23 protein-coding genes are annotated in these 23,254 nt (G+C 60.8%); 4 read left to right on the top strand and 19 right to left on the bottom strand.

Annotation, left to right across the window (positions count from 1 at the left end):
* The first annotated feature begins 316 nt into the window (after positions 1–316).
* Positions 317–4,702: a beta strand repeat-containing protein gene (locus GGQ66_RS21880; protein ID WP_183795697.1), complete on the top strand. Its 4,386-nt coding sequence runs from the start codon at positions 317–319 to the stop codon at positions 4,700–4,702.
* Positions 4,703–4,767: 65 nt separating this feature from the next.
* On the opposite strand, the gene GGQ66_RS21885 is transcribed toward GGQ66_RS21880, so the two are convergent.
* The 15 genes from GGQ66_RS21885 to GGQ66_RS21955 form a co-directional block, all read right to left on the bottom strand.
* Positions 4,768–5,004 carry a thioredoxin family protein gene (locus tag GGQ66_RS21885; RefSeq protein ID WP_183795699.1) on the bottom strand — a complete coding sequence of 79 codons (237 nt, stop codon included), beginning with the start codon at positions 5,002–5,004 and terminating at the stop codon, positions 4,768–4,770.
* A gap of 14 nt (positions 5,005–5,018) precedes the next feature.
* Positions 5,019–6,077: a permease gene (locus tag GGQ66_RS21890; protein WP_237359042.1), complete on the bottom strand. Its 1,059-nt coding sequence runs from the start codon at positions 6,075–6,077 to the stop codon at positions 5,019–5,021.
* A complete protein-coding gene (locus tag GGQ66_RS21895) occupies positions 6,074–6,379 on the bottom strand; it encodes an ArsR/SmtB family transcription factor (RefSeq protein ID WP_183795701.1) in 306 nt (101 codons plus the stop codon). The genes GGQ66_RS21890 and GGQ66_RS21895 overlap by 4 nt, the downstream gene beginning before the upstream one ends.
* Positions 6,380–6,466: 87 nt before the next feature.
* Positions 6,467–7,219 carry an arsenical resistance protein ArsH gene (arsH, locus tag GGQ66_RS21900; protein WP_272872548.1) on the bottom strand — a complete coding sequence of 251 codons (753 nt, stop codon included), beginning with the start codon at positions 7,217–7,219 and terminating at the stop codon, positions 6,467–6,469.
* Positions 7,176–7,601 (bottom strand): arsenate reductase (glutaredoxin), encoded by a 426-nt coding sequence (arsC, locus tag GGQ66_RS21905; protein WP_183795703.1) that lies wholly within the window; start codon positions 7,599–7,601, stop codon positions 7,176–7,178. The genes arsH and arsC overlap by 44 nt, the downstream gene beginning before the upstream one ends.
* 2 nt (positions 7,602–7,603) lie before the next feature.
* Complete coding sequence (gene arsB / locus GGQ66_RS21910) at positions 7,604–8,653, bottom strand: ACR3 family arsenite efflux transporter (RefSeq protein WP_183795705.1); 1,050 nt, start codon at positions 8,651–8,653, stop codon at positions 7,604–7,606.
* The gene (locus GGQ66_RS21915; protein WP_183795707.1) at positions 8,653–9,180 is read right to left on the bottom strand and encodes an arsenate reductase ArsC; all 528 of its coding nucleotides are present in this window, start codon (positions 9,178–9,180) and stop codon (positions 8,653–8,655) included. The genes arsB and GGQ66_RS21915 overlap by 1 nt, the downstream gene beginning before the upstream one ends.
* A 19-nt stretch (positions 9,181–9,199) precedes the next feature.
* Positions 9,200–9,562: an ArsR/SmtB family transcription factor gene (locus tag GGQ66_RS21920; RefSeq protein ID WP_183795709.1), complete on the bottom strand. Its 363-nt coding sequence runs from the start codon at positions 9,560–9,562 to the stop codon at positions 9,200–9,202.
* A 228-nt stretch (positions 9,563–9,790) separates the two neighbouring features.
* The gene (locus tag GGQ66_RS21925) at positions 9,791–11,215 is read right to left on the bottom strand and encodes a gamma-aminobutyraldehyde dehydrogenase (RefSeq protein WP_183795711.1); all 1,425 of its coding nucleotides are present in this window, start codon (positions 11,213–11,215) and stop codon (positions 9,791–9,793) included.
* Between the two features lie 23 nt (positions 11,216–11,238).
* Positions 11,239–12,054, bottom strand: coding sequence for an ABC transporter permease (locus GGQ66_RS21930; RefSeq protein ID WP_183795713.1), 816 nt, complete (start codon positions 12,052–12,054; stop codon positions 11,239–11,241).
* Positions 12,044–12,994 (bottom strand): ABC transporter permease, encoded by a 951-nt coding sequence (locus GGQ66_RS21935; protein WP_183795715.1) that lies wholly within the window; start codon positions 12,992–12,994, stop codon positions 12,044–12,046. Before GGQ66_RS21935 ends, GGQ66_RS21930 begins: the two co-directional genes overlap by 11 nt.
* Positions 12,991–13,977: an ABC transporter ATP-binding protein gene (locus GGQ66_RS21940; protein WP_183795739.1), complete on the bottom strand. Its 987-nt coding sequence runs from the start codon at positions 13,975–13,977 to the stop codon at positions 12,991–12,993. The genes GGQ66_RS21935 and GGQ66_RS21940 overlap by 4 nt, the downstream gene beginning before the upstream one ends.
* Positions 13,978–14,076: 99 nt before the next feature.
* The gene (locus GGQ66_RS21945; protein WP_183795717.1) at positions 14,077–15,237 is read right to left on the bottom strand and encodes an ABC transporter substrate-binding protein; all 1,161 of its coding nucleotides are present in this window, start codon (positions 15,235–15,237) and stop codon (positions 14,077–14,079) included.
* 126 nt (positions 15,238–15,363) lie between these two features.
* On the bottom strand, positions 15,364–16,272 hold the full coding sequence (locus tag GGQ66_RS21950) for a LysR family transcriptional regulator (protein ID WP_183795741.1): 909 nt from the start codon (positions 16,270–16,272) through the stop codon (positions 15,364–15,366).
* A gap of 48 nt (positions 16,273–16,320) precedes the next feature.
* Positions 16,321–17,298 carry a GlxA family transcriptional regulator gene (locus tag GGQ66_RS21955; RefSeq protein WP_183795719.1) on the bottom strand — a complete coding sequence of 326 codons (978 nt, stop codon included), beginning with the start codon at positions 17,296–17,298 and terminating at the stop codon, positions 16,321–16,323.
* A 129-nt stretch (positions 17,299–17,427) separates the two neighbouring features.
* On the opposite strand from GGQ66_RS21955, the gene GGQ66_RS21960 reads away from it, so the two are divergent.
* A complete protein-coding gene (locus GGQ66_RS21960) occupies positions 17,428–18,219 on the top strand; it encodes an SDR family NAD(P)-dependent oxidoreductase (RefSeq protein WP_183795721.1) in 792 nt (263 codons plus the stop codon).
* A gap of 13 nt (positions 18,220–18,232) precedes the next feature.
* Positions 18,233–18,721 (top strand): hypothetical protein, encoded by a 489-nt coding sequence (locus GGQ66_RS21965; protein WP_183795723.1) that lies wholly within the window; start codon positions 18,233–18,235, stop codon positions 18,719–18,721.
* On the opposite strand, the gene GGQ66_RS21970 is transcribed toward GGQ66_RS21965, so the two are convergent.
* On the bottom strand, positions 18,714–19,325 hold the full coding sequence (locus GGQ66_RS21970) for a LysE/ArgO family amino acid transporter (protein ID WP_183795725.1): 612 nt from the start codon (positions 19,323–19,325) through the stop codon (positions 18,714–18,716). The two genes, GGQ66_RS21965 and GGQ66_RS21970, sit on opposite strands and share 8 nt — an antisense overlap.
* A 99-nt stretch (positions 19,326–19,424) precedes the next feature.
* Between GGQ66_RS21970 and GGQ66_RS21975 the strand changes: the two genes are divergently transcribed.
* Positions 19,425–20,351, top strand: coding sequence for a LysR family transcriptional regulator ArgP (locus GGQ66_RS21975; RefSeq protein ID WP_183795727.1), 927 nt, complete (start codon positions 19,425–19,427; stop codon positions 20,349–20,351).
* 126 nt (positions 20,352–20,477) lie between these two features.
* Here the strand turns inward: GGQ66_RS21975 and GGQ66_RS21980 are convergent, their stop codons facing one another.
* The 3 genes from GGQ66_RS21980 to GGQ66_RS21990 form a co-directional block, all read right to left on the bottom strand.
* A complete protein-coding gene (locus GGQ66_RS21980) occupies positions 20,478–21,353 on the bottom strand; it encodes an SdiA-regulated domain-containing protein (RefSeq protein WP_183795729.1) in 876 nt (291 codons plus the stop codon).
* A 147-nt stretch (positions 21,354–21,500) separates the two neighbouring features.
* Positions 21,501–22,289: a 3-oxoadipate enol-lactonase gene (gene pcaD / locus GGQ66_RS21985; protein WP_183795731.1), complete on the bottom strand. Its 789-nt coding sequence runs from the start codon at positions 22,287–22,289 to the stop codon at positions 21,501–21,503.
* 2 nt (positions 22,290–22,291) lie between these two features.
* Positions 22,292–23,224 (bottom strand): benzoate/H(+) symporter BenE family transporter, encoded by a 933-nt coding sequence (locus GGQ66_RS21990; protein WP_183795733.1) that lies wholly within the window; start codon positions 23,222–23,224, stop codon positions 22,292–22,294.
* Positions 23,225–23,254 lie beyond the last annotated feature (30 nt).

Below are 23,254 nucleotides of genomic sequence, written 5' to 3' on the forward strand. Positions count from 1 at the left end.
GGAATCTGTCGGATTATTTACCGCATTGGCAGCCTGACGGCGCTGCTGCGGTCCTTAGTTTTTGCTTGACTGAAACGGCCCCGTTACCGAAGTCCCGAACCTACCTACACTAGGCATCTCGGCAAATGACCGCTGCATTCCCGATAGTCTCCGCCACTGCATAGGCATTTCCGGATCGATCGAAGCGGTCGCCCAGCATAAGTCCACCCAAAATTCTTTGTACTCTCCCCAAATTTTCACGATCGGTCCCAAAGGCTGGTGCGCTATGCACACGCTGGGGCATGTGCCTCCTCTGCCGTCATTGGGGTCCGGTTTCATGAAGATACTTTGGATTGCGCTTGTCTTGGCTGCGATGTCACTCGTGACGGCAGCCACCAGCAATCTCGCAATGGCGGCAGATGCCACTTTTACGGTCGGCAAATGGGACGTTTACGGTGTGAATGGAGCCCTGCGCGGCATGTCAACCGATTCGCCCACCGTCACTGGCTCCATCCCGGGCATGTATGTCGCGGCCAATACCGCCAATGGCTGGCTCCTCCTTTATACCAACGGCACCCCGACGACGCCTGGCACCTATACGCTCCACACGTCTGCGGGCATATGGGTTCAGAAGGCCTATTGTCCGGGCGATCCGGGATATAACGAGGATGATTACTATATTTACGGCTGGTATACACAGGATCGCTGTTACCAGACGAATACCCTGACGCCTGAATCGCTTTCGATGACCGTCGAGGTCGTCAGGCCGAATATTACGGTCGGCGCCCTGTCGCAGACATCCGTCAACGAAGGCGCGCTCTACAGTCAGACGCTCGCGGCCTCGGGCGGAACTGGCCCTTACACGTATGAAGTAACGGCCGGCAGCATCCCAGCGGGGCTCAACCTGTCTTCGGACGGCATTCTGTCAGGCACGCCGACGGCCGACGGAACCTATATGTTCACGATCACTGCGACCGATTCCTACGGTAGCCCGGGAAGCGCAGCCTACACCCTGTTTGTGATGGACGGCGCACCGGTTGCTTCCACAGCGAACCTGACCGTGAGCGCTAACTCCAGCGCCAACCCAATTACCCCGACAGTCAACAGTTCCACGACTTATTCCCTGTCGGTCGGCAATCCCCAACATGGCTCTGCCAGCGCAAGCGGAAGCCAGATCTTCTATACGCCCGCTGCCGGCTATTCCGGCACGGACAGTTTCACCTATACCGCTACCAATGCATACGGCTTTGCCAGCCAGACAGTGACCGTCACTGTCTCGGCCCCGACGCTAACCTTCTCCCCCGGTGCGGGCGCACTGACCAGCGGAACCGTCGGAACAGCCTACAGCCAGACGCTTGCAGCATCCGGCGGCACCGCCCCCTATACCTATGCCGTCACCAGCGGCTCCCTGCCTGCGGGCCTCTCGCTCAATACCTCCACTGGTGCTATCTCAGGTACGCCGACCACCGCCGGAAACGCCAGCTTCTCGATTACCGCAACCGATACCTATGATGCGATTGGCGTCGCAGCCTATTCCATTTCGACCGCCGTGCAGGCGCCGGCGGCTGGCAATGTCGGCGCCACGGTCGCTGCCAATTCTGTTGCCAACACCATCGCTCTCAACCTCCCCGGCGGCGCGGCCACTGCGGTGGCCATCGCGACAAGTCCAGCCCATGGCGCGGCTACCGCCTCCGGCACAAGCATTACCTACACGCCGACTTCCGGCTATTCCGGCTCCGACAGCTTCACCTACACAGCGACCAACACCTCCGGCACATCAAACCCGGCCACGGTCACCATCACTGTCTTGGCCCCGACGTTAACCTTCTCGCCCGCTGCGGGCGCACTGACCAACGGAGCCGTCGGAACAGCCTACAGCCAGACGCTTGCGGCATCCGGCGGCACCGCCCCCTATACCTATGCCGTCACCAGCGGCTCCCTGCCTGCCGGCCTCTCGCTCAATACCTCCACGGGTGCGATCTCCGGTACGCCGACCACCGCCGGAAACGCCAGCTTCTCGATTACCGCAACCGATACCTATGATGCGATTGGCGTCGCAGCCTATTCCATTTCGACCGCCGTGCAGGCCCCGACGGCCGGCAATGTCAGCGCCACGGTCGCTGCCAATTCCGTTGCCAACACCATCGCTCTAAACCTTTCCGGCGGCGCCGCCGCGTCGGCGGCCATCGCGACAAGTCCAGCCCACGGCACGGCTACCGCCTCCGGCACAAGCATTACCTACACGCCGACTTCCGGCTATTCCGGGACCGACAGCTTCACCTATACAGCGACCAACGCCTCCGGCACATCGAGCCCGGCCACGGTTACCATCACTGTCTCGGCCCCGACGTTAACCTTCTCGCCCGCTGCGGGCGCACTGACCAGCGGAACCGTCGCAGCAGCCTACAGCCAGACGCTTGCGGCATCCGGCGGCACCGCCCCCTATACCTATGCCGTCACCAGCGGCTCCCTGCCTGCCGGCCTCTCACTCAATACCTCCACGGGTGCGATCTCCGGTACACCGACCACCGCCGGAAACGCTAGCTTCTCGATTACCGCGACCGATTCCTATGACGCGATTGGCGTCGCAGCCTATTCCATTTCGACCGCCGTGCAGGCCCCGACGGCTGGCAATGTCAGCGCCACGGTCGCTGCCAATTCCGTTGCCAACACCATCGCTATCAACCTTTCCGGCGGCGCGGCCACTGCGGTGGCCCTCGCGACAAGTCCAGCCCACGGCACGGCTACCGCCTCCGGCACAAGCATTACCTACACGCCGACTTCCGGCTATTCCGGGACCGACAGCTTCACCTACACGGCGACGAACGCCTCCGGCACATCGAGCCCGGCCACGGTTACCATCACTGTCTCGGCCCCGACGCTGACCTTCTCGCCCGCTGCGGGCGCACTGACCAACGGAACCGTCGGAACAGCCTACAGCCAGACGCTTGCAGCATCCGGCGGTACCGCCCCCTATACCTATACCGTCACTAGTGGTTCCCTGCCCGCCGGCCTCTCGCTCAATACCGCCACGGGTGCGATCTCCGGTACACCGACCACCGCCGGAAACGCCAGCTTCTCGATTTCCGCAACCGACACTGCGAATGCGACCGGCGTTGTGCACTATTCCATCGCGGTCGCTGCACCGGCAGCAAGCTTCGTCTTTTCCCCAACGCCCGGAGCATTAAGCGCCGCCATGGCTGGCGAAGACTACAGCCAGTCAATCACGGCGACGGGCGGTAACGGCACGCTGGTTTACAGCCTTTCCTCCGGAACACTGCCGAACGGCATGGTCCTCAACGTTTCAACCGGTGAATTGACCGGCCCGCTTTCGGCCGGCACCGATGGCAGTTACAGTTTCAGTATTGCCGTGCGCGATGCCAACGGTTCGACCGGAAGCGCGCACTATACGCTGAAGGTCAAGCCGCGCGCCGTGACCGTGAGCAACCTCACCGTCAATGTTCCTGCGGGTGGCACACCGCCGGACGTCTACCTCAACCGGGGTGCAACTGGCGGACCCTTCACCTCCGCCATCATGACCTTCGTTGAGCCGGCCAATGCGGGGACCGCGCAAATTACGCGCGGCCAGTTGGCCGATGCCAGCGCAAGCATCACACCGGTCGGCTGGTATCTCCAGTTCACGCCAAATCCGGCCTATTCCGGACAGGCGAGGGTCGGTTTCCGCCTCAACAGCGTGCTGGGCACCTCAAATACCGGAACGGTCACCTACAATCTAAGCTATGACCCGGCCCAGGTGGCCCAGACCATCGATACGCTCGTGCATGATTTCGTGCAAACCCGCCAGAACCTGATCGCCTCGTCGATCAAGGTACCGGGCCTGCTTGAACGCCGGAGAATGGCGCAGGCGCAGGATGCCGTAACGACCCGCGCAACCCCGGGCGAAAACGGCCTGACGCTCGGCTTCTCCACGAGCCTTGCCCAGATGGAAGCGGCGCGCGACGGAGCCGGTACCTATCTTCCGGCCTTCAACCTTTGGATCGACGGAGCACTGCTTGCCCATCATGACAAGGATATCAACGGCGGCAAATGGGGCAGCTTCGCCATGCTCAGTTTTGGGGCGGACTATCTCGTATCCGACAGAGCGCTTGTCGGGCTTTCCTTTCATTATGACCGGATGACCGATCCGACAGATCAGGATGCGGAACTGACGGGCAATGGCTGGCTGGCCGGCCCCTATGCATCTATCGAGGTTGCGAAAAACCTGTTCTGGAACACCAGCCTGCTTTATGGCGGCTCGGCCAACAACATCGATACCGCCTTCTGGGATGGCGATTTCGACACGCGCCGCCTGCTGGCTGATACCTCGCTAACCGGGCAATGGGCGCTCGACAATGATACGATCATCACGCCAAAGATCCGCGCGGTTTATTTCTCCGAAAAGGTCGATGACTACACGGTTCACAACAGCGCCGGCGATGAACTGACCATCAGGGGTTTCGACGAAACGCAGTTCCGGCTCAGCCTCGGTGCGGAAATAGCGCGCGCCTTCACGCTCGAAAGCGGTGCAAAGCTGACACCGAAGCTCGGGGTAACGGCCGGCTATTCGGCACTCGACGGCGCTGGCGCATTCGGCGCGATCACCACAGGACTTTCACTACAAACCACCGATCTCTGGATGATCGATGCCAGCCTTCTGTTCAATATCGAGGAGCAGGGCGCGACCTCAATCGGCGCCCGCGTCAATGGTAGCCGACGATTCTAACCGTTCCTTGTGAGATCATAAGGCGAGGTGCCGGCCGCACCCGGCATGCCGCGGTGACGGCGGTCTCAGTCCGCCAGCCATGCCCGGAGATTGTCCTGGCTAGGAAGTCCACCGGCATGGACAACCTTGCCGTCGATAACGATGCCTGGCGTCGATGCAATGCCGAAGCTTGCAATCGCGGCGTAATCCGTGACCTTCTCGATCCGCACATCAATACCAAGGCGGGCCGCTTCCTCGCGCACCATCTCCTCTGTTTTCCGGCAACGCACGCAGCCCGGCCCCAATACCTTGATATCTTTCATTGTCTCATCCTTTGTTAGCGGAAGACCAGGTTGAAAAGGAAGCCGACGGCGAGAATGCCGCTGGCCACAACCGCAACGAAAACGGCGATCAGTTTCAGACTTAGAACCTTGCGCAGAATAATCATTTCCGGCAGCGAAAGGGCGATGACACTCATCATGAAGGCGAGGACCGTGCCGAGGGCTGCTCCTTTGCCCAGCAGTGCCTCGACGACCGGAATAATGCCGGCGGCGTTGGAATACATCGGCACGCCCAACGCCACCGCTGCCGGCACGGACCACCACGCATCCCGCCCCATGATGGCCGCCAGCAGGTCAGCCGGTACGTAGCCGTGAATAAAGGCGCCGGCAGCAATCCCGGCGATGATCCAGACCCACACCTTGCCGACGATATCCTTGACCGCGTCTATCCCGACCCTGATGCGGTCTGCCAGTGTGGGCGCGTCTTCATCGAACGCTGCAACGCTGCTGCGCACATCAAGCACCCAGGCTTCGAGCCAGTGTTCGAGATGCAGGCGGCCAATCACCCAGCCGGACACGATGGCAACGGCCAGTCCGAAAAAAAGATAAGTGACTGCGACTTTCCAGCCGACCAGTGCCAACAACAAACCCAACGCCACCTCGTTCACCATCGGCGCGGCAATCAGGAACGAGAAGGTGACACCGAGCGGCACGCCGGCTGAAACGAAACCGACAAAGAGCGGGACCGCCGAGCATGAGCAAAAGGGCGTGAACACACCAAGAATCGCGGCGACGACGTTGCCGATCCCTTCCGCCCTTCCGGCGAGTAAGGCCCGCGTCTTTTCCGGAGAGAAGAAACTGCGCACGATCCCCATGGCGAAGACGACCAGCGTCAGCAGCATCAGCACTTTTGGCGTGTCGTAAAAGAAGAAGGCGAGCGCTGCACCGGCATGTGTGGCTGGATCGACCGGCAGCAGTGACACAAGCCATTCCGACAAGGCCGGAAGTTCACTATAGGCAACAAACCAGACGGCGACGAAAACGACCACGCCCAACAGCCACGCCAGGGTCGATGCCTTGCGCGCTTGTGGCGATGTGTCGGGATGGACCATCATGCCACCGCCTCTAGATCGCTTTTAGGGAGTGCTTGCAAGCAAAGTACTGCCACCACGATTTGCTGCACGGCGGTCGGAAGAGATGGATTGAGTCTATAGCGGACCCATCGCGCATCACGCCGGTCAACCACCAGACCGACGTGACGCAGAACGCCCATGTGCCGCGACATATTCGGCTGCGGCACGCCGAAGCGTCCGACAAATTCACACAGACATATCTCTGCTCCATCCCGAAGCATGGTCAACGCTTCGCGGCGGACGGGGTGGGCGAGAACAAGCAGAACCGCATCGATATTCGTCATCGAAGATCACCATCGTTTCGACGACAAGATATATGACGAACATTATATATCATCATTGATATGTATCAACGATGGTGGCTTCACCCATCAGATCACGTTCAGTTTCGTTCTCTGTTCGAGCTTCTCTCCGGCTTCCTTGCGCTCGCTATAGCGGTCGGTGAGATAGGTAGAGCAATCGCGTGTGAGCAGCGTGAACTTGATCAACTCCTCGCAAACATCCACAACACGGTCGTAATAGGGTGAAGGCTTCATTCGGCCGTCCGGGCCGAATTCCTGATAGGCCTTTGCAACGGATGACTGGTTCGGGATGGTGATCATCCGCATCCAGCGACCGAGCAGACGCAACGTGTTGACGGCATTGAATGACTGGGAGCCGCCCGCGACCTGCATCACAGCAAGCGTTTTTCCCTGCGTCGGGCGAATGGCGCCAAGTGACAACGGGATCCAGTCAATTTGTGCCTTCATGATGCCGGTGATCGTGCCGTGGCGTTCGGGGCTGACCCAGACCTGCCCCTCGGACCACTCCGACAGCGCCCGCAATTCCTGAACCTTGGGATGGCTGGCCGGCGCATCGTCCGGCAACGGCAGGCCGGAGGGATCGAAGATTCGGACTTCGGCGCCGAAATGCTCAAGCAATCTGCCTGCTTCCATCGCCAGAAGCCGGCTGAACGAGACCTCCCGCAATGAACCATAGAGGATGAGGATACGCGGCCGATGAGTGGAAAGCTGCGGTCGCAGTGCCTGAAGATCAGGCTGGCGGATATGCCCCATATCCGCTGCGGGGAAATCGGATACCTCAGACAACGCGCTTGCCCTCGCTATCCAGCACCGCCTCGCCATTTTCCTTGGCAAATGCGCCCTTGAAACCATCCGCCGGCAGGATCTCCAGCACCACTTCAGAGGGACGCGACAGGCGTGTGCCCATCGGTGTGACGACGAAGGGGCGATTGATGAGGATTGGATGAGCGAGCATCGCATCAATAAGCGCATCGTCCGTCAGGTCCGGATTGTCCAGGCCGAGTTCAGCATAGGGCGTGCCCTTTTCGCGAATGGCTTCGCGCACCGTCAACCCGGCATCCGCGATCATACGGACGAGGTTCTCGCGGCTGGGTGGCGTTTTCAGGTATTCGATCACCACCGGCTCGATACCGGCATGACGGATGAGTTCCAGCGTGTTGCGGGACGTTCCGCAGGCGGGGTTGTGATAGATAGTGACATTCATCGTCAGATCTCCTTGGGGCGGTCAGCGTTTCTGGCAACGGCCGGTGCACTTTCGTACCAGCCCTTCGAACGATTCACGATCCAGACCACAGACAGCATGACCGGCACTTCGATGAGAACGCCGACCACCGTGGCCAGCGCCGCCCCCGACTGGAAGCCGAAAAGACTGATGGCGGCAGCCACGGCCAGCTCGAAGAAGTTCGACGCGCCGATGAGCGCGGATGGCCCCGCCACACAATGCTGCTCTCCGGACACCCTGTTCAGGAGATAGGCAAGCCCGGCGTTGAAGTAGACCTGAATGAGGATCGGCACGGCCAGAAGCCCGATAATCGTCGGCTGGGCGATGATCTGTTCGCCTTGAAAGCCGAAAAGCAGCACAAGTGTGGTCAGAAGTGCGACAAGCGAAAGCGGCTGCAAGGTCTTCAGCAGCACATCGAGCCCACCGGCTACAAGGCGCAACCGCAACATCTGCGCAATGGCGACCGGGATAAGGATGTAGAGCACGACCGAAATGACCAGCGTATCCCAAGGCACGGTGATGGCAGACAGGCCAAGCAGCAGGCCGACGATCGGAGCAAAGGCAACAATCATGATTGCATCGTTCAACGCCACCTGGCTGAGCGTAAACAACGGCTCACCCCGCGTCAGGTTCGACCAGACAAAAACCATCGCCGTGCACGGAGCCGCCGCGAGAATGATGAGACCAGCGATATAGGAATCGATTTGCTCCGCCGGCAAAAACGGCCGGAAGAGCCAGCCGATGAACAGCCAGCCGAGCAACGCCATCGAGAACGGTTTTACCGCCCAGTTGATGACAAGCGTCACACCGATGCCGCGCCAATACGTGCCGACCTTGGCAAGGGACCGGAAGTCGATCTTCACCAGCATGGGAATGATCATCAGCCAGATGAGGATTGCCACGGGAATGTTGACCTTGGCAACTTCCGCCGCGCCGATGGCCTCGAACACGCCGGGCAGGAAATGCCCGAGTGCAATGCCGGCGACAATACAGAGAAAGACCCAGACGGTAAGATAGCGTTCGAAACCGGACATTACGAGACTTCGCTTTCCTGGCGGGTCGAACCTTCCATGGCGCCGATCTGCTTGAGGCGCGTTTCCAGCGCCAGCTTGTCGATTGAAGCAAGCGGCAGGCTGATGAAGGCCATGATGCGGTTTTTCAGGAAGCGCGCGGCCTGCGAGAAAGCCCGCTGCTTCTCGAATTCAGCGCCCTCGACGGCAGCCGGATCCTCGACGCCCCAATGGGCGGTCATCGGATGACCGGGCCAGACCGGGCACGCTTCGCCAGCGGCATTATCGCAAACGGTGAAGATGAAGTCGATGACAGGCGCACCGGGTGCGGCAAATTCGTCCCAGCTCTTCGAACGGAAACCTTCGTGCGGATAGCCGAGCGCGGCAAGCGTCGTGAGCGCCAGCGGATGAACCTGCCCCTTCGGGTGACTTCCGGCAGAAAACACGTTGAAACGCCCCTGCCCTTCCTTCGAGAGGATGGATTCTGCCAGAATGGATCGCGCGGAATTGCCCGTGCACAGGAACAGCACGTTGTAGATTTTTTCAGACATGATTTCGTCTCGAGCAGGGTTAATTGGCTACCTGCGGCCTCTCCTTCGGAGGACAGCAAGGGGTGAGTTCGGCAATCAGCGGCGCGCAAAGACTGGCATTACCGCCGCAACAATCCTTGAGCAGATAAAGCGCAACCGCCCTGAACCCGTTCAGATCGGCGCGATAGAGAATGGAGCGGCTCTGACGCTCACCCATCACCAGCCCGGCCTGCGCCAGCGTAGACAGATGCGCCGACATGGTATTCTGCGGCACGCCGACAAGGCGCGCCAGTTCCCCAGCCGGCACACCATCAGGCTCCCGGTTTACGAGCAGCTTGAAGGTCTGAAGTCGGGTGGACTGTGCAAGGGCGGCCAGTGCGACGATCGTCTGTTTTTCATCCATATATCCAGAATAACGGATATAGTCCGATCGTCAATAGGGGCTCACCCCAAAAGGCACCATGTGTTGTTGCAAGGTCCGTTATCGCCCCTGTGCGTCTTGGCGCTTTTCTTTCGACAGCACCGCGCGGGAAAACAGCGAGCCGACCTCTGCGTGGACGATGCCGGGGGGGACCGACCGTGAAACACCGCCAGAATGGGGGGGCGGACCTGCCGCCCCCGAAAACACACATCAATGCGCGATCATGATGTGGCGAACGGCCGTATAATCCTCGATGGCATATACGGACATATCCTTGCCGTAGCCGGATTGCTTCAGACCACCATGCGGCATTTCATTGCACAGCATGAAATGCGTATTGATCCAGGTGCAGCCGTAGCGCAGGCGAGCCGCTGTCTTCATGGCGCGGGAAATGTCCTTCGTCCAGACGGAAGACGCAAGACCGTAATCGCTGTCGTTCGCCCACTTGATGGCGTCTTCCGTTTCCGAAAAGCGGGTAACGGAGACAACCGGGCCGAAAACTTCGCGACGAACGATTTCGTCTTCCTGTGTTGCACCGGCAATAACAGTCGGCGTGAAGAAGAAGCCCTTCTCGCTGGCCACCTTGCCACCCGTCACGACCTCAATGTGCTTCTGTTCGGCAGCGCGGGTCACAAAGCTTTCCACCCGGTCTCGCTGGCGCTTGGAAATAAGCGGGCCAATTTCATTTTCGGCGTCATCCGGCAGGTTGAACTTCAGCGTCGAAACGGCGGAGGCGAGATCGGCGACGAAGTTGTCATACACCCTGTCGGCGGCATAGATGCGGCAGGCGGCGGTGCAGTCCTGGCCGGCATTGTAATAGCCGAACGTGCGGATTGCCGAGACGACAGCATCGATATCGGCATCGTCATAGATGATGACCGGGGCCTTGCCGCCGAGTTCCAGATGCGTACGCTTCACTGTCTTGGAGGCCGCCGCCAGCACCTTCTTGCCGGTGGCGATATCGCCGGTGATCGACACCATGTTGATCTTCGGGTGATTGATGAGCGCGTTGCCCACCGTTTCACCGCGCCCGAGCACCACGTTCACCACGCCTTCCGGCAGGATATCGGCAAGAAGCTTCGCCATCTTTAGCGCCGTCAGCGGTGTCTGTTCGGAGGGTTTGAAGACGATTGTGTTGCCGCCGGCAAGTGCGGGCGCGAGTTTCCACGCCATCATCATCAGCGGATAGTTCCACGGCGCGATGGAACCGACGATGCCAACCGGATCGCGGCGGATCATCGAAGTGTGGCCAGGCAGATATTCGCCGGAAACCGGGGCATGCAGCGAGCGGATGGCGCCTGCGAAGAAACGATAGCAATCGACGATTGCCGGGATTTCATCGTTGCGCACGGCGTTGATCGGCTTGCCGCAGTTCAGCGATTCCAGCGCCGCGAAGCCATCGGCATCCGCCTCGATGGCGTCGGCAATCTTGAGGAGATAGGCCGAGCGTTCGGCGGGCGTCGTCGTGGACCAGCCGTCGAACGCCTTTTCGGCGGCGTCCACGGCGTCATCGACCTGCGCCAGCGACGCTTCCGGCAAATCGAGGATGGTGTCGCCCGTCTTCGGGTTGAGGATCTTTTCCTCGGTTTCGGTTCCCCCGACGAAGGCCGATCCGATCAGCATTGCGGTATCCATGACGTTCTCCCTCAGTTTCATGTTCATTTGCCGCTGCCCGCCACGCTTTCGGTGTCGCGGGTCAAATAATAGGCCGCAAGGATCGGCAGGAAGGTGGCCAGCACCACGACGACCGCGACCACATTAGTCACGGGCCGCTGACGCGGACGAATGAGTTCCTGCAACATCCAGATCGGTAGCGTCGATTGCTGACCGCCGGTGAAGGTGGTGACGATCACCTCATCGAAGGACAGCGCGAAGGCGAGCATTCCGCCCGCCAGAAGTGCCGTAGCTATGTTCGGCAGGATCACATAGCGGAAGGTCTGGAAACCGTTCGCGCCGAGATCCATCGAAGCCTCGATCAGTGATGACGACGTGCGCCTGAAGCGCGCTACCGCATTGTTATAGACCACCACCACACAGAAGGTGCCGTGGCCGAGAATGATCGTCCACATGGAATAGGGAATTTCGGCCAGTGAGAAGGCCGAGCGCAGCGCGATGCCGGTGACAATACCCGGAAGCGCGATCGGCAGGATGACGAGCAGCGAGATTGCCTCCCGCCCGAAGAATTGCGTGCGTGCTACAGCCGCCGCCGCCAGCGTGCCGAGCACGAGCGCGATGGCCGTAGCGATGGAGGCGACCTTGAGCGACAGGATCAGCGCGTCCCAAACATCCGGGCGGTTCCACGCCACCGCGAACCATTGGGTGGTAAAGCCCGGCGGCGGCCACTGGAAGCTCTTTTCCTCCGTGGTGAAGGCATAGACGAAGATAAGCAAAATGGGCAAGTGCAGGAAGGCTATGCCTCCGGCGGCTGCGAGCGTCAGCGGCCAGCCGGCCTTTTGTCCCCGGTCAGAGCGCATTGAAGGCCCCCATGCGTTTGGCCGCCCAGAGATAGACGCCCATGATGACGATCGGCACCACCGAAAAGGCGGCCGCCAGCGGCACATTGCCCGCCGTGCCCTGCTGCGTATAGACCGCCTGCCCGATGAACAACCGCGACGAGCCGATGATCTGCGGAATGATGTAGTCGCCAAGCGTTAGCGAGAAGGTGAAGATCGATCCGGCGATGAGGCCCGGCAACGCCAGCGGCAGAAGCACGGTGCGGAAGGTCTGACCCGGCGTCGCGCCGAGATCGGACGAGGCTTCGATGAGGTTGCCGGGCACACGCTCAAGGGCGGCCTGTGTTGGCAGGATCATATAGGGCAACCAGATATAGACGAAGACGAGGAACGTGCCGATATAGCTGATCGACAGCGAATTGCCGCCGATCACCGGAAGCGCCAGCACGGCGTCCAGCAGCCAGGAAAGATGCAGCTTCTCAAAAATCCACGTCAGGATGCCTTCCTTGGCAAGGATGAGCTTCCAAGCATAGACCTTAACCAGATAGCTGGACCAGAGCGGCAACATGACGCCGAGATAAAAGACCGCCTTCCATTTTCCGGTGGCATAGCGCGCCGCATAATAGGCGATTGGAAAGCCAAGGGCGGCGGAAGCCACCGTCACCGCCGCCGCCATCAGGATGGTACGCAGAATGATGTCAAAATTGGCCGGAATGAGAAGCTGCTTGTAGGTGTCAAGCGTGATTTCGTAGACGACCAGCCCGGAAAAATCGTCGATGGCGAAGAAGCTTTGCAACAGAAGCGCAATCAGCGAGCCGACATAGATAATGCCGAGCCACAGAAGCGGCGGCAAGAGCATGAGGAGCAGCAGGAGGCCCGGACGCCGCCAGAAGAGATCGGACAGACGACCCAACGGGCCATCGGTCTTGGGCAGTATGGAGGTGGCAGCAACCTCGCTCATGCCTCACCCTCCATGTAATGCACATCCGATGGTTTCCACGACAACCGCACCATCGCATCCGCTTCCGGCACCGGATGACCGGCGGGCACCATGACGGAAAGCGCGGTTTCCCCCGCTTGCACGGAAACGCGCGTCGCAGATCCGAGAAAGCTTGTGGCCTTCACTCTGGCCTCCACACCCTCCCCCGCCAGCGCGATGGCTTCGGGGCGAAGGCTTGCCCATTTCCGTTCGCCGCCGAGCTTTGCCATCGCATCGGGCGTGATCACGTTGGAGGAGCCGACGAAATCGGCGACGAAGCGGGTCCGGGGGCGATTATAGATTTCCTGCGGTGAACCGGCCTGCACGATCCTCCCTTCGCTGAACACCGCCACGCGGTCGGCCATCGAAAGCGCCTCGCCCTGATCGTGGGTGACGAAGATGAAGGTGATGCCGAGCTTGCGTTGCAGGCTCTTCAACTCCTCCTGCATCTGCTCGCGCAGTTTCAGATCGAGCGCGCCGAGCGGTTCGTCCAGCAGCAGAACCTTCGGCTTGTTGACCAGCGAACGGGCGAGCGCCACGCGCTGCCTCTGACCGCCTGAAAGCTGGCCGGGTTTACGTGCGCCGTAACCGGGCAGTTTGACCAGCGCCAGTGCCTCATCCGCCAGCCTGTGTCGTTCAGCCTTGCTCACCCCCTTCACCATCAGTCCGTAGGCGACGTTATCGAGGATGTTCATGTGCGGAAAGAGCGCGTAATCCTGAAACACGGTGTTGACGTTACGGCGATAGGGCGGCACGCCCTCTGCCGTTTCGCCGAAGATTTCGATGTGGCCGGATGTCGGTTGTTCGAAACCCGCAATAAGCCTCAGGCATGTCGTCTTGCCGGACCCGGACGGGCCGAGCATGGCGAAGAACTCGCCGGGTTCTATCACCAGATCGACGGCGTCGACAGCCCTGACCGCGCCGAAATGGCGGGAAACCTTCGAGAACGAAACGGCAGATGTCATGGCGAGAACCTTCATCCGCTCGCCGCGCAGGCGTCGGCGAGCCATGGGAATGGATAACCCCGGCCTATGCCGGGGTTATGATACGGGGTGATGAAAACCTCAGCGGCCGCCGATCACACCGATGTAGTCGGACACCCAGCGGTGATAGGGCACGCACTCGCCCTGGCTTTCGCATTTGGAAACAGGCGTGCGCCAGAACTTGACCTTCTCGAAATCGTTGAAGCCGTTGGTGGCGCAACCTTCATCTGTCAGGAGTTCGTTGCCCTTGCAGGCCGCGGGCACCGACGGGTTGGCACCAAACCAGGCGGATACATCGCCCTGAACCTTGGCGGACAGTGTGTGCTCCATCCACTTATAGGCGCAGTTCGGGTGTTCGCTGTCGGCATGCAGCATCGTCGTGTCTGCCCAGCCGGTCGTGCCTTCCTCGGGGAAGACGGATGCGATCTTCGCACCCTCGGACTTCAGCAGGTTCACCTGGAACGGCCATGAGCCGGAAGCGACGACACCTTCATTCTTGAAATCGTCGATCTGGATCATCGCATCGTGCCAGTAGCGGCCGACCAGCTTGCGCTGCTCGCGCAGAACCTCGATGGCCGCCTTGTACTGGTCTTCGTTCAATTCATAGGGGTCCTTGATACCGAGTTCCGGCTTGTGGGCCATGAGATAGAGCGCGGCGTCGGCCACATAGATTGGGCCGTCATAGGCCTGCACGCGCCCCTTGTTGGACTTGCCGTCCGGCAGCGTCATTTCCTCGAAAACCACCTTCCAACTCTTCGGCGCCTCGCCCTTGAACGCTTCGGTGTTGTACATCAGAACGTTCGGACCCCAGACATAGGGCGTGCCATAATGAACGCCCTTCACGGTGTGCCATGGTGCATTCTGGATGCGGGAATCGATCGTCTTCCAGCTCGGAATGAGGTCGGTATTGATCGGCTGCACGCGCTTGCCGGCGATGAGACGCAGCGACGCGTCGCCGGAAGCCGTCACGAGATCAAAACCGCCCTCGTTCATCAGCGCCACCATTTCGTCGGAGGTGGCCGCGGTCTTGACCGAAACCTTGCATCCGGTTTCCGTCTCGAACTTGCTGACCCAGTCATAGGCCTTGTCGGTTTCGCCGCGTTCGATATAGCCGGCCCAGGCGACGATTGAAAGCGCACCCTCACCGGCACCAACGGCCTTCAACGGCTCCTGCGCGACGGCGACGGTGGCAAAGCTCAAAACAGCGGACAGGGCTGTGCATGTCTTCAGAAAAGACTTCATGGCAGTTCTCCCGATTTGGCCGTCATTGCGGCGTTTGTTCCCGGAAAGAAAGTTGCCCACAAAGCGCCGCATTCGCAAATTCATTCGACAGAATGTCGATATCGGAAAAACCGAATGCGAAGCCGTTCAGCGGCTTCGACCACTACGCATGGCCTCGGCTATGCCGATGAAATCGCGGGCGGATTGCGGCAGGCTGGATCCCTTGCGCCAGACCATACCCACCTGCACTACGGGCAGGGAGCCGGAAACATCGCGATTTTCGATACGATCACCTTCCAGTGACCAGGGGCGATAGACGAGATCGGGCAGAAGCGCCACGCCAGCGCCCGTTGCCACGAGACTGCGCACCGCTTCCACCGATCGGGTGCGGAAGGCGACATGCGGCCGCGCGCCGAGCGCGGACAGCAGCTTGCCGGTGTTCTCCTCGATTTCATCCACCGTCAGCATGATCAGCGGTTCACGCGCAACGTCGGTCAGCGAAATGATATCGGCGGACACCAGAGGATGCCCCATCGGCAACCAGAGGCGATAGGGCGAGGTTTCGAGGATTTCCGCCTGAAGCGCCATGCGGTCGCGCAGGTTGGAAATCACCATCACGGCCACATCCAGTTCGCCACCCACCAGCAGGTGTTCCAGATAGGAGCCGTTATCCTCGATGGCCGTCACATCCACATCCGGGCAGGCGCGGCGATAGCGTGCGAGAAGATCGGAGAGGACATAACCGGCCACCAGCGAGGTCACGCCGATATTCAGCTTGCCACCTTCACTGCGCTTGTTCTCCGCGAAGGACGTGCGCGCATCCGAAACCGTCGAGAGAATTTTCGTCGCGTGCCGCAGGAACTGGTGGCCGTTATGGGTGATGGAAAGCCCGCGCGGATGCCGGTCGAACAGTTCCACGCCAAGATCGGCCTCCAGTTCCTTGATCGCTTCAGTCACGGAGGACTGGGAAATCGACAGGTTCTGCGCGGCCCGCGTCACCGAACCCTGCTCGGCAACGGCGACGAAATATTGCAACTGACGAAAAGTGAAGGCCATCAGGTCATTAAGCACCCGGCCTCGTCCGGTGCAAGTCCCACGCTCCGCTCAGGCAGCAGCCTGTGCGGCGAACCGGCTGCGATACTCGCCCGGCGAGAGGCCGAGAATACGGTTGAACACCCGGCGAAAGGCCGCAGCATCCTCATAGCCCACGGCCCAGGCGATCTGATCGACGGGGCGGCGGGTAAACTCCAGCAGTTCCCGCGCCTTGCCAATGCGCAGGTGTTGCACGTATTCGATCGGCTTCAGGCCGGTCGCTGCCTTGAACCGGCGCAGGAAAGTGCGCTCCTCCAGCCGTGCCTGCGCCGCCATATCGGCAATGCTGGCGGGGCGGCCGGCACGTTCCTGCAACCAATGCTGGGTGCGAAGGATTGCCTCGTCGCCATGGGTGAGACGTGGCGCAAAGGTGCTGTAATGCTTCTGCTCGCGCCCGGCTGGATCGATCAGCAGGAACTTGCCGGTCTCGATCATCACCGTCGGCCCCAGCAGCCGGTCAACGATGCGTAGGCCGAGATCAGTCCAGGCCATAAGGCCGCCACCGGTGATGATGTCGCCATCCTCGATGACGATCTTGTCGGTTTCGACCAGCACATCCGGATATTGTTCGCGCAGCAGATCGGCAAAATACCAGTGGGTGGTCGCCGGCCGGCCAGAAAGAAGGCCAGTTGCCGCCAGAATGAAGGTGCCGCCGCAACTGGCCGCGAGCGTTGCACCCTCCTTATGTCGCTCCAGCAGCCAGCGCGCATAGGGCTCGGCCTCCTCCGCTCCGGCCGGCCCCGTCAAGCGACCGGGTACGATGAAAATATCCGGCTTCCCCGCCTTGAGCGGTTCCGTGTCATAGGTGCGGGAAATGCGTCCGTCCTCCCCGAGCGCCCACTGGCTGACGCACAGTGCCGGGCCGCCATGTTCCCGCGAAAACTGCGTCGCGATGTCAAAGAGATCGGTGATGCCATGCACCATTGCGATCTGGCATCCCGGATAAAGCACCAGTCCGATTTCGATGCCGCGGCCAGCAACACCCGCCATAACCACTCTCCCCTCGTTTTTGTCGGTTTCGGCTCGGTTTCTGTCGAAACCGACAATCCGGCATCGCTGCGTGTCAGCCTATCTTCATTCCCACGGGACGCAAGAAGGCCCCAACACAGGAGACAGGACATGACGAAGGAAATCTACCTCATCACAGGCGCGTCTGATGGTATCGGCGCCGTTTATGCCGACCGACTCGCCCGCCGTGGCCACGATCTGGTGCTGGTTGCCCGCCGCGCCGACAAGCTTGAAGCCTTGGCCGAAAAGATCCGGCGCGAACACGGTGTCGCCGTTGATATTCTCGCCGCCGATCTTTCACAGCCAGACGGGCTGGAAAAGGTGGAATCGCGGCTGCGCGAAGATGCGGGCATCACGGGCCTCGTCAACAATGCCGGGATTGCCGGCGATGGGCCGATCACCTCGCTCGATACCGCCCATGTCACGGGCATGATCGCGCTTAACGTTCTCGCCGTCACGGGGCTTGCCGCCGCCATCGCGCCGCGTCTGGCCGCGACCGGCAAGGGCACCATCATCAACATCACCTCGGTCACGGCGCTGATGCCGGCGGCTTTCACCGCCGTCTACCCCGCCACCAAAGCCTTTGTGCTGGCCTTTACCGAAGCGCTGAATGCCCAGCTTTCGCCGTCCGGCGTTCGGGTTCAGGGCGTACTGCCCGGCATAACCCGCACCGCGATCTGGGAGACGGAAACGCTCGACACCATTCCCGCCGCCATGGTGATGGACGTGCATGACATGGTTGATGCCGCGCTCGCCGGGCTCGATCTCGGCGAAGTGCTGACCATTCCATCGCTACCGGATGTCGCCGCTCTCGATGCTCTTCTCGCCGCGCGGGATGCCCTGCGGCCGAAACTCTCCCTCGCCCGCCCTGCCGAACGCTATCGGCTCGCCAGCGCAACCTGAAAGGAACAGGTCGATGATCCTCGGGCTCACCATTTCCCAGTTTACCGCGCTGCACGTGGCGCTCAGCCTTGTCGGCATCGCAACCGGCCTCATCGCCCTGCCCGCCTATGCCGCCGGACGGTGGATGCCTCGCATGACGGCACTGTTTCTCGCAACGACCGCCGCAACCACGCTGACGGGGTTCCTCTTCCCCATCACCGCCTTTACGCCGGCACTCGGTGTCGGCATCATTTCAACCGTCGTTCTGGCGACCGCCGCTGTCGCACTCTACGGCTTTCGGCTTCACGGGCGCGCCCGTTCCCTTTATGCCATCACCGCGACGGCGGGCTTCTATCTCAACCTGTTCGTGCTGGTCGTGCAGAGTTTTCTCAAGGTCGAGGCCCTGAACGCCCTTGCCCCGAACGGGACGGAACCCGCCTTCGTCATCACCCAGGCCATTGTGCTGGCTGCGGCCATCCTGCTTGGCTGGAAGACCTGTCGACAGACACCCTCTTTTAGTTGACAGGGGCAACAAGCGACCAGGCGATGGCCCACATGGTCAGCCCGATGAGCGTTTCCAGCACCCGCCAGGCGGATGGCCGGGCAAAGAAACCCCTCAGCCATCGTGCACCATAGCCCAGCGCGAAGAAGAACAGGAACGATGCCGTCATCGCACCCAGAGCGAAGGCGGCCTCCCGCCCCGGAAACCGGGTCGAAATCGTCCCCAGCAGCACCACCGTATCAAGATAAACATGCGGATTGAGCCAGGTCAGCGCCAGGCAGGTGGCGAACGTCTTGGCAAGGCTGGCCGACTGCCCCTCCGCCGCTGAAAGGGCTTGCGACGAGCGCCAGGCCGACAGCAGGTTGCGCGCGCCATACCAGATAAGGAATGCCGCCCCAGCAAAGCGCATGACGGGATCAAGCCACGGCAGCAGCGCCGCAATCTGACGGAAGCTGGTGACGCCGATCACGATCAGAACGGCATCGGACAAAGCACAGGTGAGGCTGACGGCGAGAACGTGTTCGTTGCGAAGTCCCTGCCGCAGAACGAAGGCATTCTGGGCACCGATGGCAACGATAAGGCTGAGGCCCATTGTCAGGCCCGTCATATAAACCGAGAGATCCATGTCCGGTGAAGATTCCTGATGGTAACGGACTTCCTGATATCGTCGCGACGCGAATTAAACTAATTAAACTCACTATCCATGATTAAGGTGAGCTAATTCATGCTGGATTATCCCGCCCTGCGCGCCGTGGCCGCCGTCGCGCATACCGGAAGCTTCGAAAAGGCGGCAAAGATGCTCAACGTAACGCCGTCCGCCATCTCCCAGCGCATCAAGAATCTGGAGGACCGGTTGGGGGTTGTTCTGGTCGAGCGCGCAACGCCATGCGTTGCCACGGAAAAAGGCGAATGGCTTTGCCGCCACATCGAGCATGTCGCAATGTTGGAGGGCGAACTGTTCAAAAATCTGCCTGCCCTTGCGGAGGCAGGCTCCGCCGCGCCACAGGTGACGCTCCACATCGCCACCAATGCCGACAGTCTCGGCACCTGGTTCATGCAAGCCATTTCAACCTATGCCAGGAACAGCGGCCACCTGCTGAACGCTGCCGTGGACGATCAGGACCACACCGCTGAATGGCTCCGGCGCGGTCGTGTTCTCGCCGCCGTCACCAGTCTGGAAAAACCTGTTCAGGGATGCAGGCGCACTCCGCTCGGCGCGTTGCGCTATCGCGCGACGGCAAGCCCCGAATTCGTCACCCGGCATTTCGCCCATGGCGTCACCGCGCGCACCATTGCCGCCGCACCGGCGCTGACCTTCAACCAGAAGGACCGGCTGCAGAGCCAGTGGATCCGACAGGAACTCGGCGAAGACGTCGCCTTCCCGACCCACTGGCTGCCCTCCACGCAGAGCTTCGTGGATGCAAGCCTCGCCGGCATGGGGTGGGGACTGAATCCCGAACTTCTGGTGAAGGACCATCTGAAGGCTGGCCGACTGGTGGAGATCCTACCCGCACGACCGCTCGATGTTCCGCTCTACTGGCAAGTCTCCCGCCTCGCGGCGGATCAACTCAGCAGCCTGTCGCAAGCGGTGATCGAAACCGCCAGACAGCAATTGGTGCAACCGGTTCAGACCGCAAAATCAGAGAGATGACGGATGACCCTCATCTTATACAACAGATTAACGCCCGCATGGAAGTTTTCCAGCGATCGCGCTTCCTGATTGCCCGTCTCCGTGTCCGGAAAGAAAGGTAATGTGCGACCGTGGAAAGATACGCGGTCACAAGCGTTCGAACCTGTAGAAAAGATTCGGCTCGGAGACGATGAATATCTCGCCTTGCGGGCCCACCGCCACACCTTCGGCCTGACCGACGCTGCGCTCAAGGCCATGCCACCCACGCCAGAGGGGCAACGTGCTCAACACGCTTCCCTCTGAGTCGTGCTCGACCAGCATGGACGCCATATGGCTGAGCAGGAGCAAATTGCCCGTGGGCTCATGAAGCGAGACGGACGAGAGGTCCATAAGGAATGCATCCGCCCAATTTTTCGGTCGCCATTCATCGATCTCAAGACGCAAACCCGCATCCGCCTCGAGGCCGTTGATCACAATGACCCGTGCCGGAAACATTTCCTGCGTCACGTAGAGCCGTTGGTGACTGGCATCCCAGGAGAGCCCTTCGAAACCCATGTTGTGCATGGCACCAATGTTGAGCTTCAGCCGCTCACCACCATCGAGACTAAGCCTGGACAAATTCGGCCGGATCGTTACCCAGTGCAGGCTCTGACTGCCCTCATCCGCAATGATGAACCGGTCGCCGGCCACATGGGTTATGCCCTCCGGGTCAGTCACGCCTTCAAGTGCAATGGTACGAAGCAGGTGTCCATCCGTGGAAAGTTCGACAACCTGCGGCGGACGATTGGTGACCGCAAACAGGGTCCCGGTTTTATTCGAATAGCTCAGCCCCGAGAGATTGTCCCCAATTCCCCCGATGGGTTGGCGCTCGATCGTCACCCGGTAGCGATCCAGACCGAGACTGTTGGCACTATGGGTTGACGAGAACGCTCCCACGGCTTCGAAATAAACCAGGGCCGGAACCGCAGATATCCAGAGTACGGCGAGCATGGCAAGCGCCGCGACCACAATGGCCCAGCACATGAGCCGAGGCCTCTGGCCCACGCTGGTTCGCGGCGCCCTTCTGTTGATCGAAATTCCCAGCACCATTTGTAAGATATACCCCGCCAATTCTTGCGGGCGTGTGCTATCAGCTCCGAACTGACATATGGCTGACAAGGACGGGCGGTGTCAGGTCCTGCCTTCCAGAAAGCGGCTGAGCGTTGCGTTAAATGCCGCAGCAGATTCCAGGTTCACAATGTGGCGGCCCGGCAGCGAAACATGCCGTCCGTGTGCCACACCAGCCGCTATCGCATCGAGATCCGCCGGCAGGCAAACGGGATCATCCGCACCGGAAATCGCGAGCAGCGAATTCTCGATGCGCCCGATATCGCCTCGCAGGTCGGCACCGGCCAGCGCTGAGCAGCATCCGACATAGCCATCGATCGAAGTCGCGGCAAAGCTGCCGAGGACCTTTGCGACTGCCGCAGGTTCGGCGGCGTTGAATTCCGGGGTGAACCAGCGTTCGGCGGTGGCGGCGGTCAGTCCGGCAAGGCCGTTAGCCCGCACAGCGTCCATCCGCGAGGCCCAACCCTCGGCGGTGCCGATCCGGGCGGCGGTCGCACAGACGATAATCTTGCCGAAGCGGCTTCCGGCGTGGATGCCGAGCCATTGACCTGTCAAGCCGCCAATCGACAACCCACAAAAATGGGTCTGGCGGATCGCCAATGCATTGAGCAGCGCCAGCACATCCTGCCCGAGATCGGCAAGCGTATAGGGCGGCGGCGGGGCGGAGGACAGACCGTGACCGCGACGGTCATAGCGTAGCACGCGATAATCGCGCGAAAACGCCTCTGCCTGCGGATCCCACATCGATAGATCCGTCCCGAGCGAATTGCAGAAGATCAGCCAAGGCTTGTCTTCGCCGTCTCCGTCGATGCGGTAATGGAGAGAGTGGGAGGCGAGCGTGAGGATCGGCATGGTCAGCTTCTTTCGATGTTGGAATGCGGCAGGCGAGCGGGTCGCCACCGCAGCAGAAAATGGGTCGCGACGCCGAAAAGCAAGCCCCAGAACGCGGCCCTGAGGCCAAGAAGGGACATGCCCGAAGCGGAAACGATGAAGGTGACGAGTGCGGCATCCCGGTCGCCTGCATCTGCGAGTGACGCTGAAAGCGCCGTGGCAATCGTTGGAAAAAGCGCAACGCCGGCCAGTGCTGCGATCAACTCCTTCGGCAGCATGGCGAAGAGCGCCACGGTGGCCGAAATGCAGCCGAGGAGAATATAGGACAGGCTACCGGCAACGCCCGCGAAATAGCGTTTCGCCGGGTCCTCGTGGGATTCCCTGCCGGTACAGATGGCGCCGGTGAAGGCGGCAAGGTTCAGCCCGGGGCAGCCGAATGGCGCGAGCACGGCGGAAACCACGGCGCTCCAGGCAATGAGCGGGCTCGCTCCCGGCCGCGGATAGCCACTACCACGCAGGACGGCAATATCGGGCACCCACTGACCGGTGAGCGCAACCACCGTGAGCGGCAAGGCGAGAAACATCTTTGCGGCAAAGCCGAAGAGGATGCCAGCGAGCATTGCCGAAGCAATGCCGGCCGGCAGTCTGCCGATGATGCGATCGAACGTGCCGGTAAGCCCGATGATGAAAACCGCGAAGCTGGCAACGAGATAAGCGCCGACAGCATCGGCAAAATCAACGGTTGGCAGAAGCGTTATCAGAAGCGCTGAGCCCGGTGCCGACCAGGCGATGACCACCGGCACACGGTAGTGCAGGCTCAGGATAAGACCGAGCACACCGCTGCCGATGGAGATCGTCCACACCCAGGATTCCAGCAGCGCAGGGCTTAGCTGTTTAGTCCCGGCATTTGATGGTGCATTATTCAGCCATGAATGGAGGGATGCGCTATGGGTCAAATTCTACACGGGAGCGCCCGCACGACAGAG

The organism is Allorhizobium borbori (genome assembly GCF_014196535.1).
Lineage (GTDB): Bacteria > Pseudomonadota > Alphaproteobacteria > Rhizobiales > Rhizobiaceae > Ectorhizobium > Ectorhizobium borbori.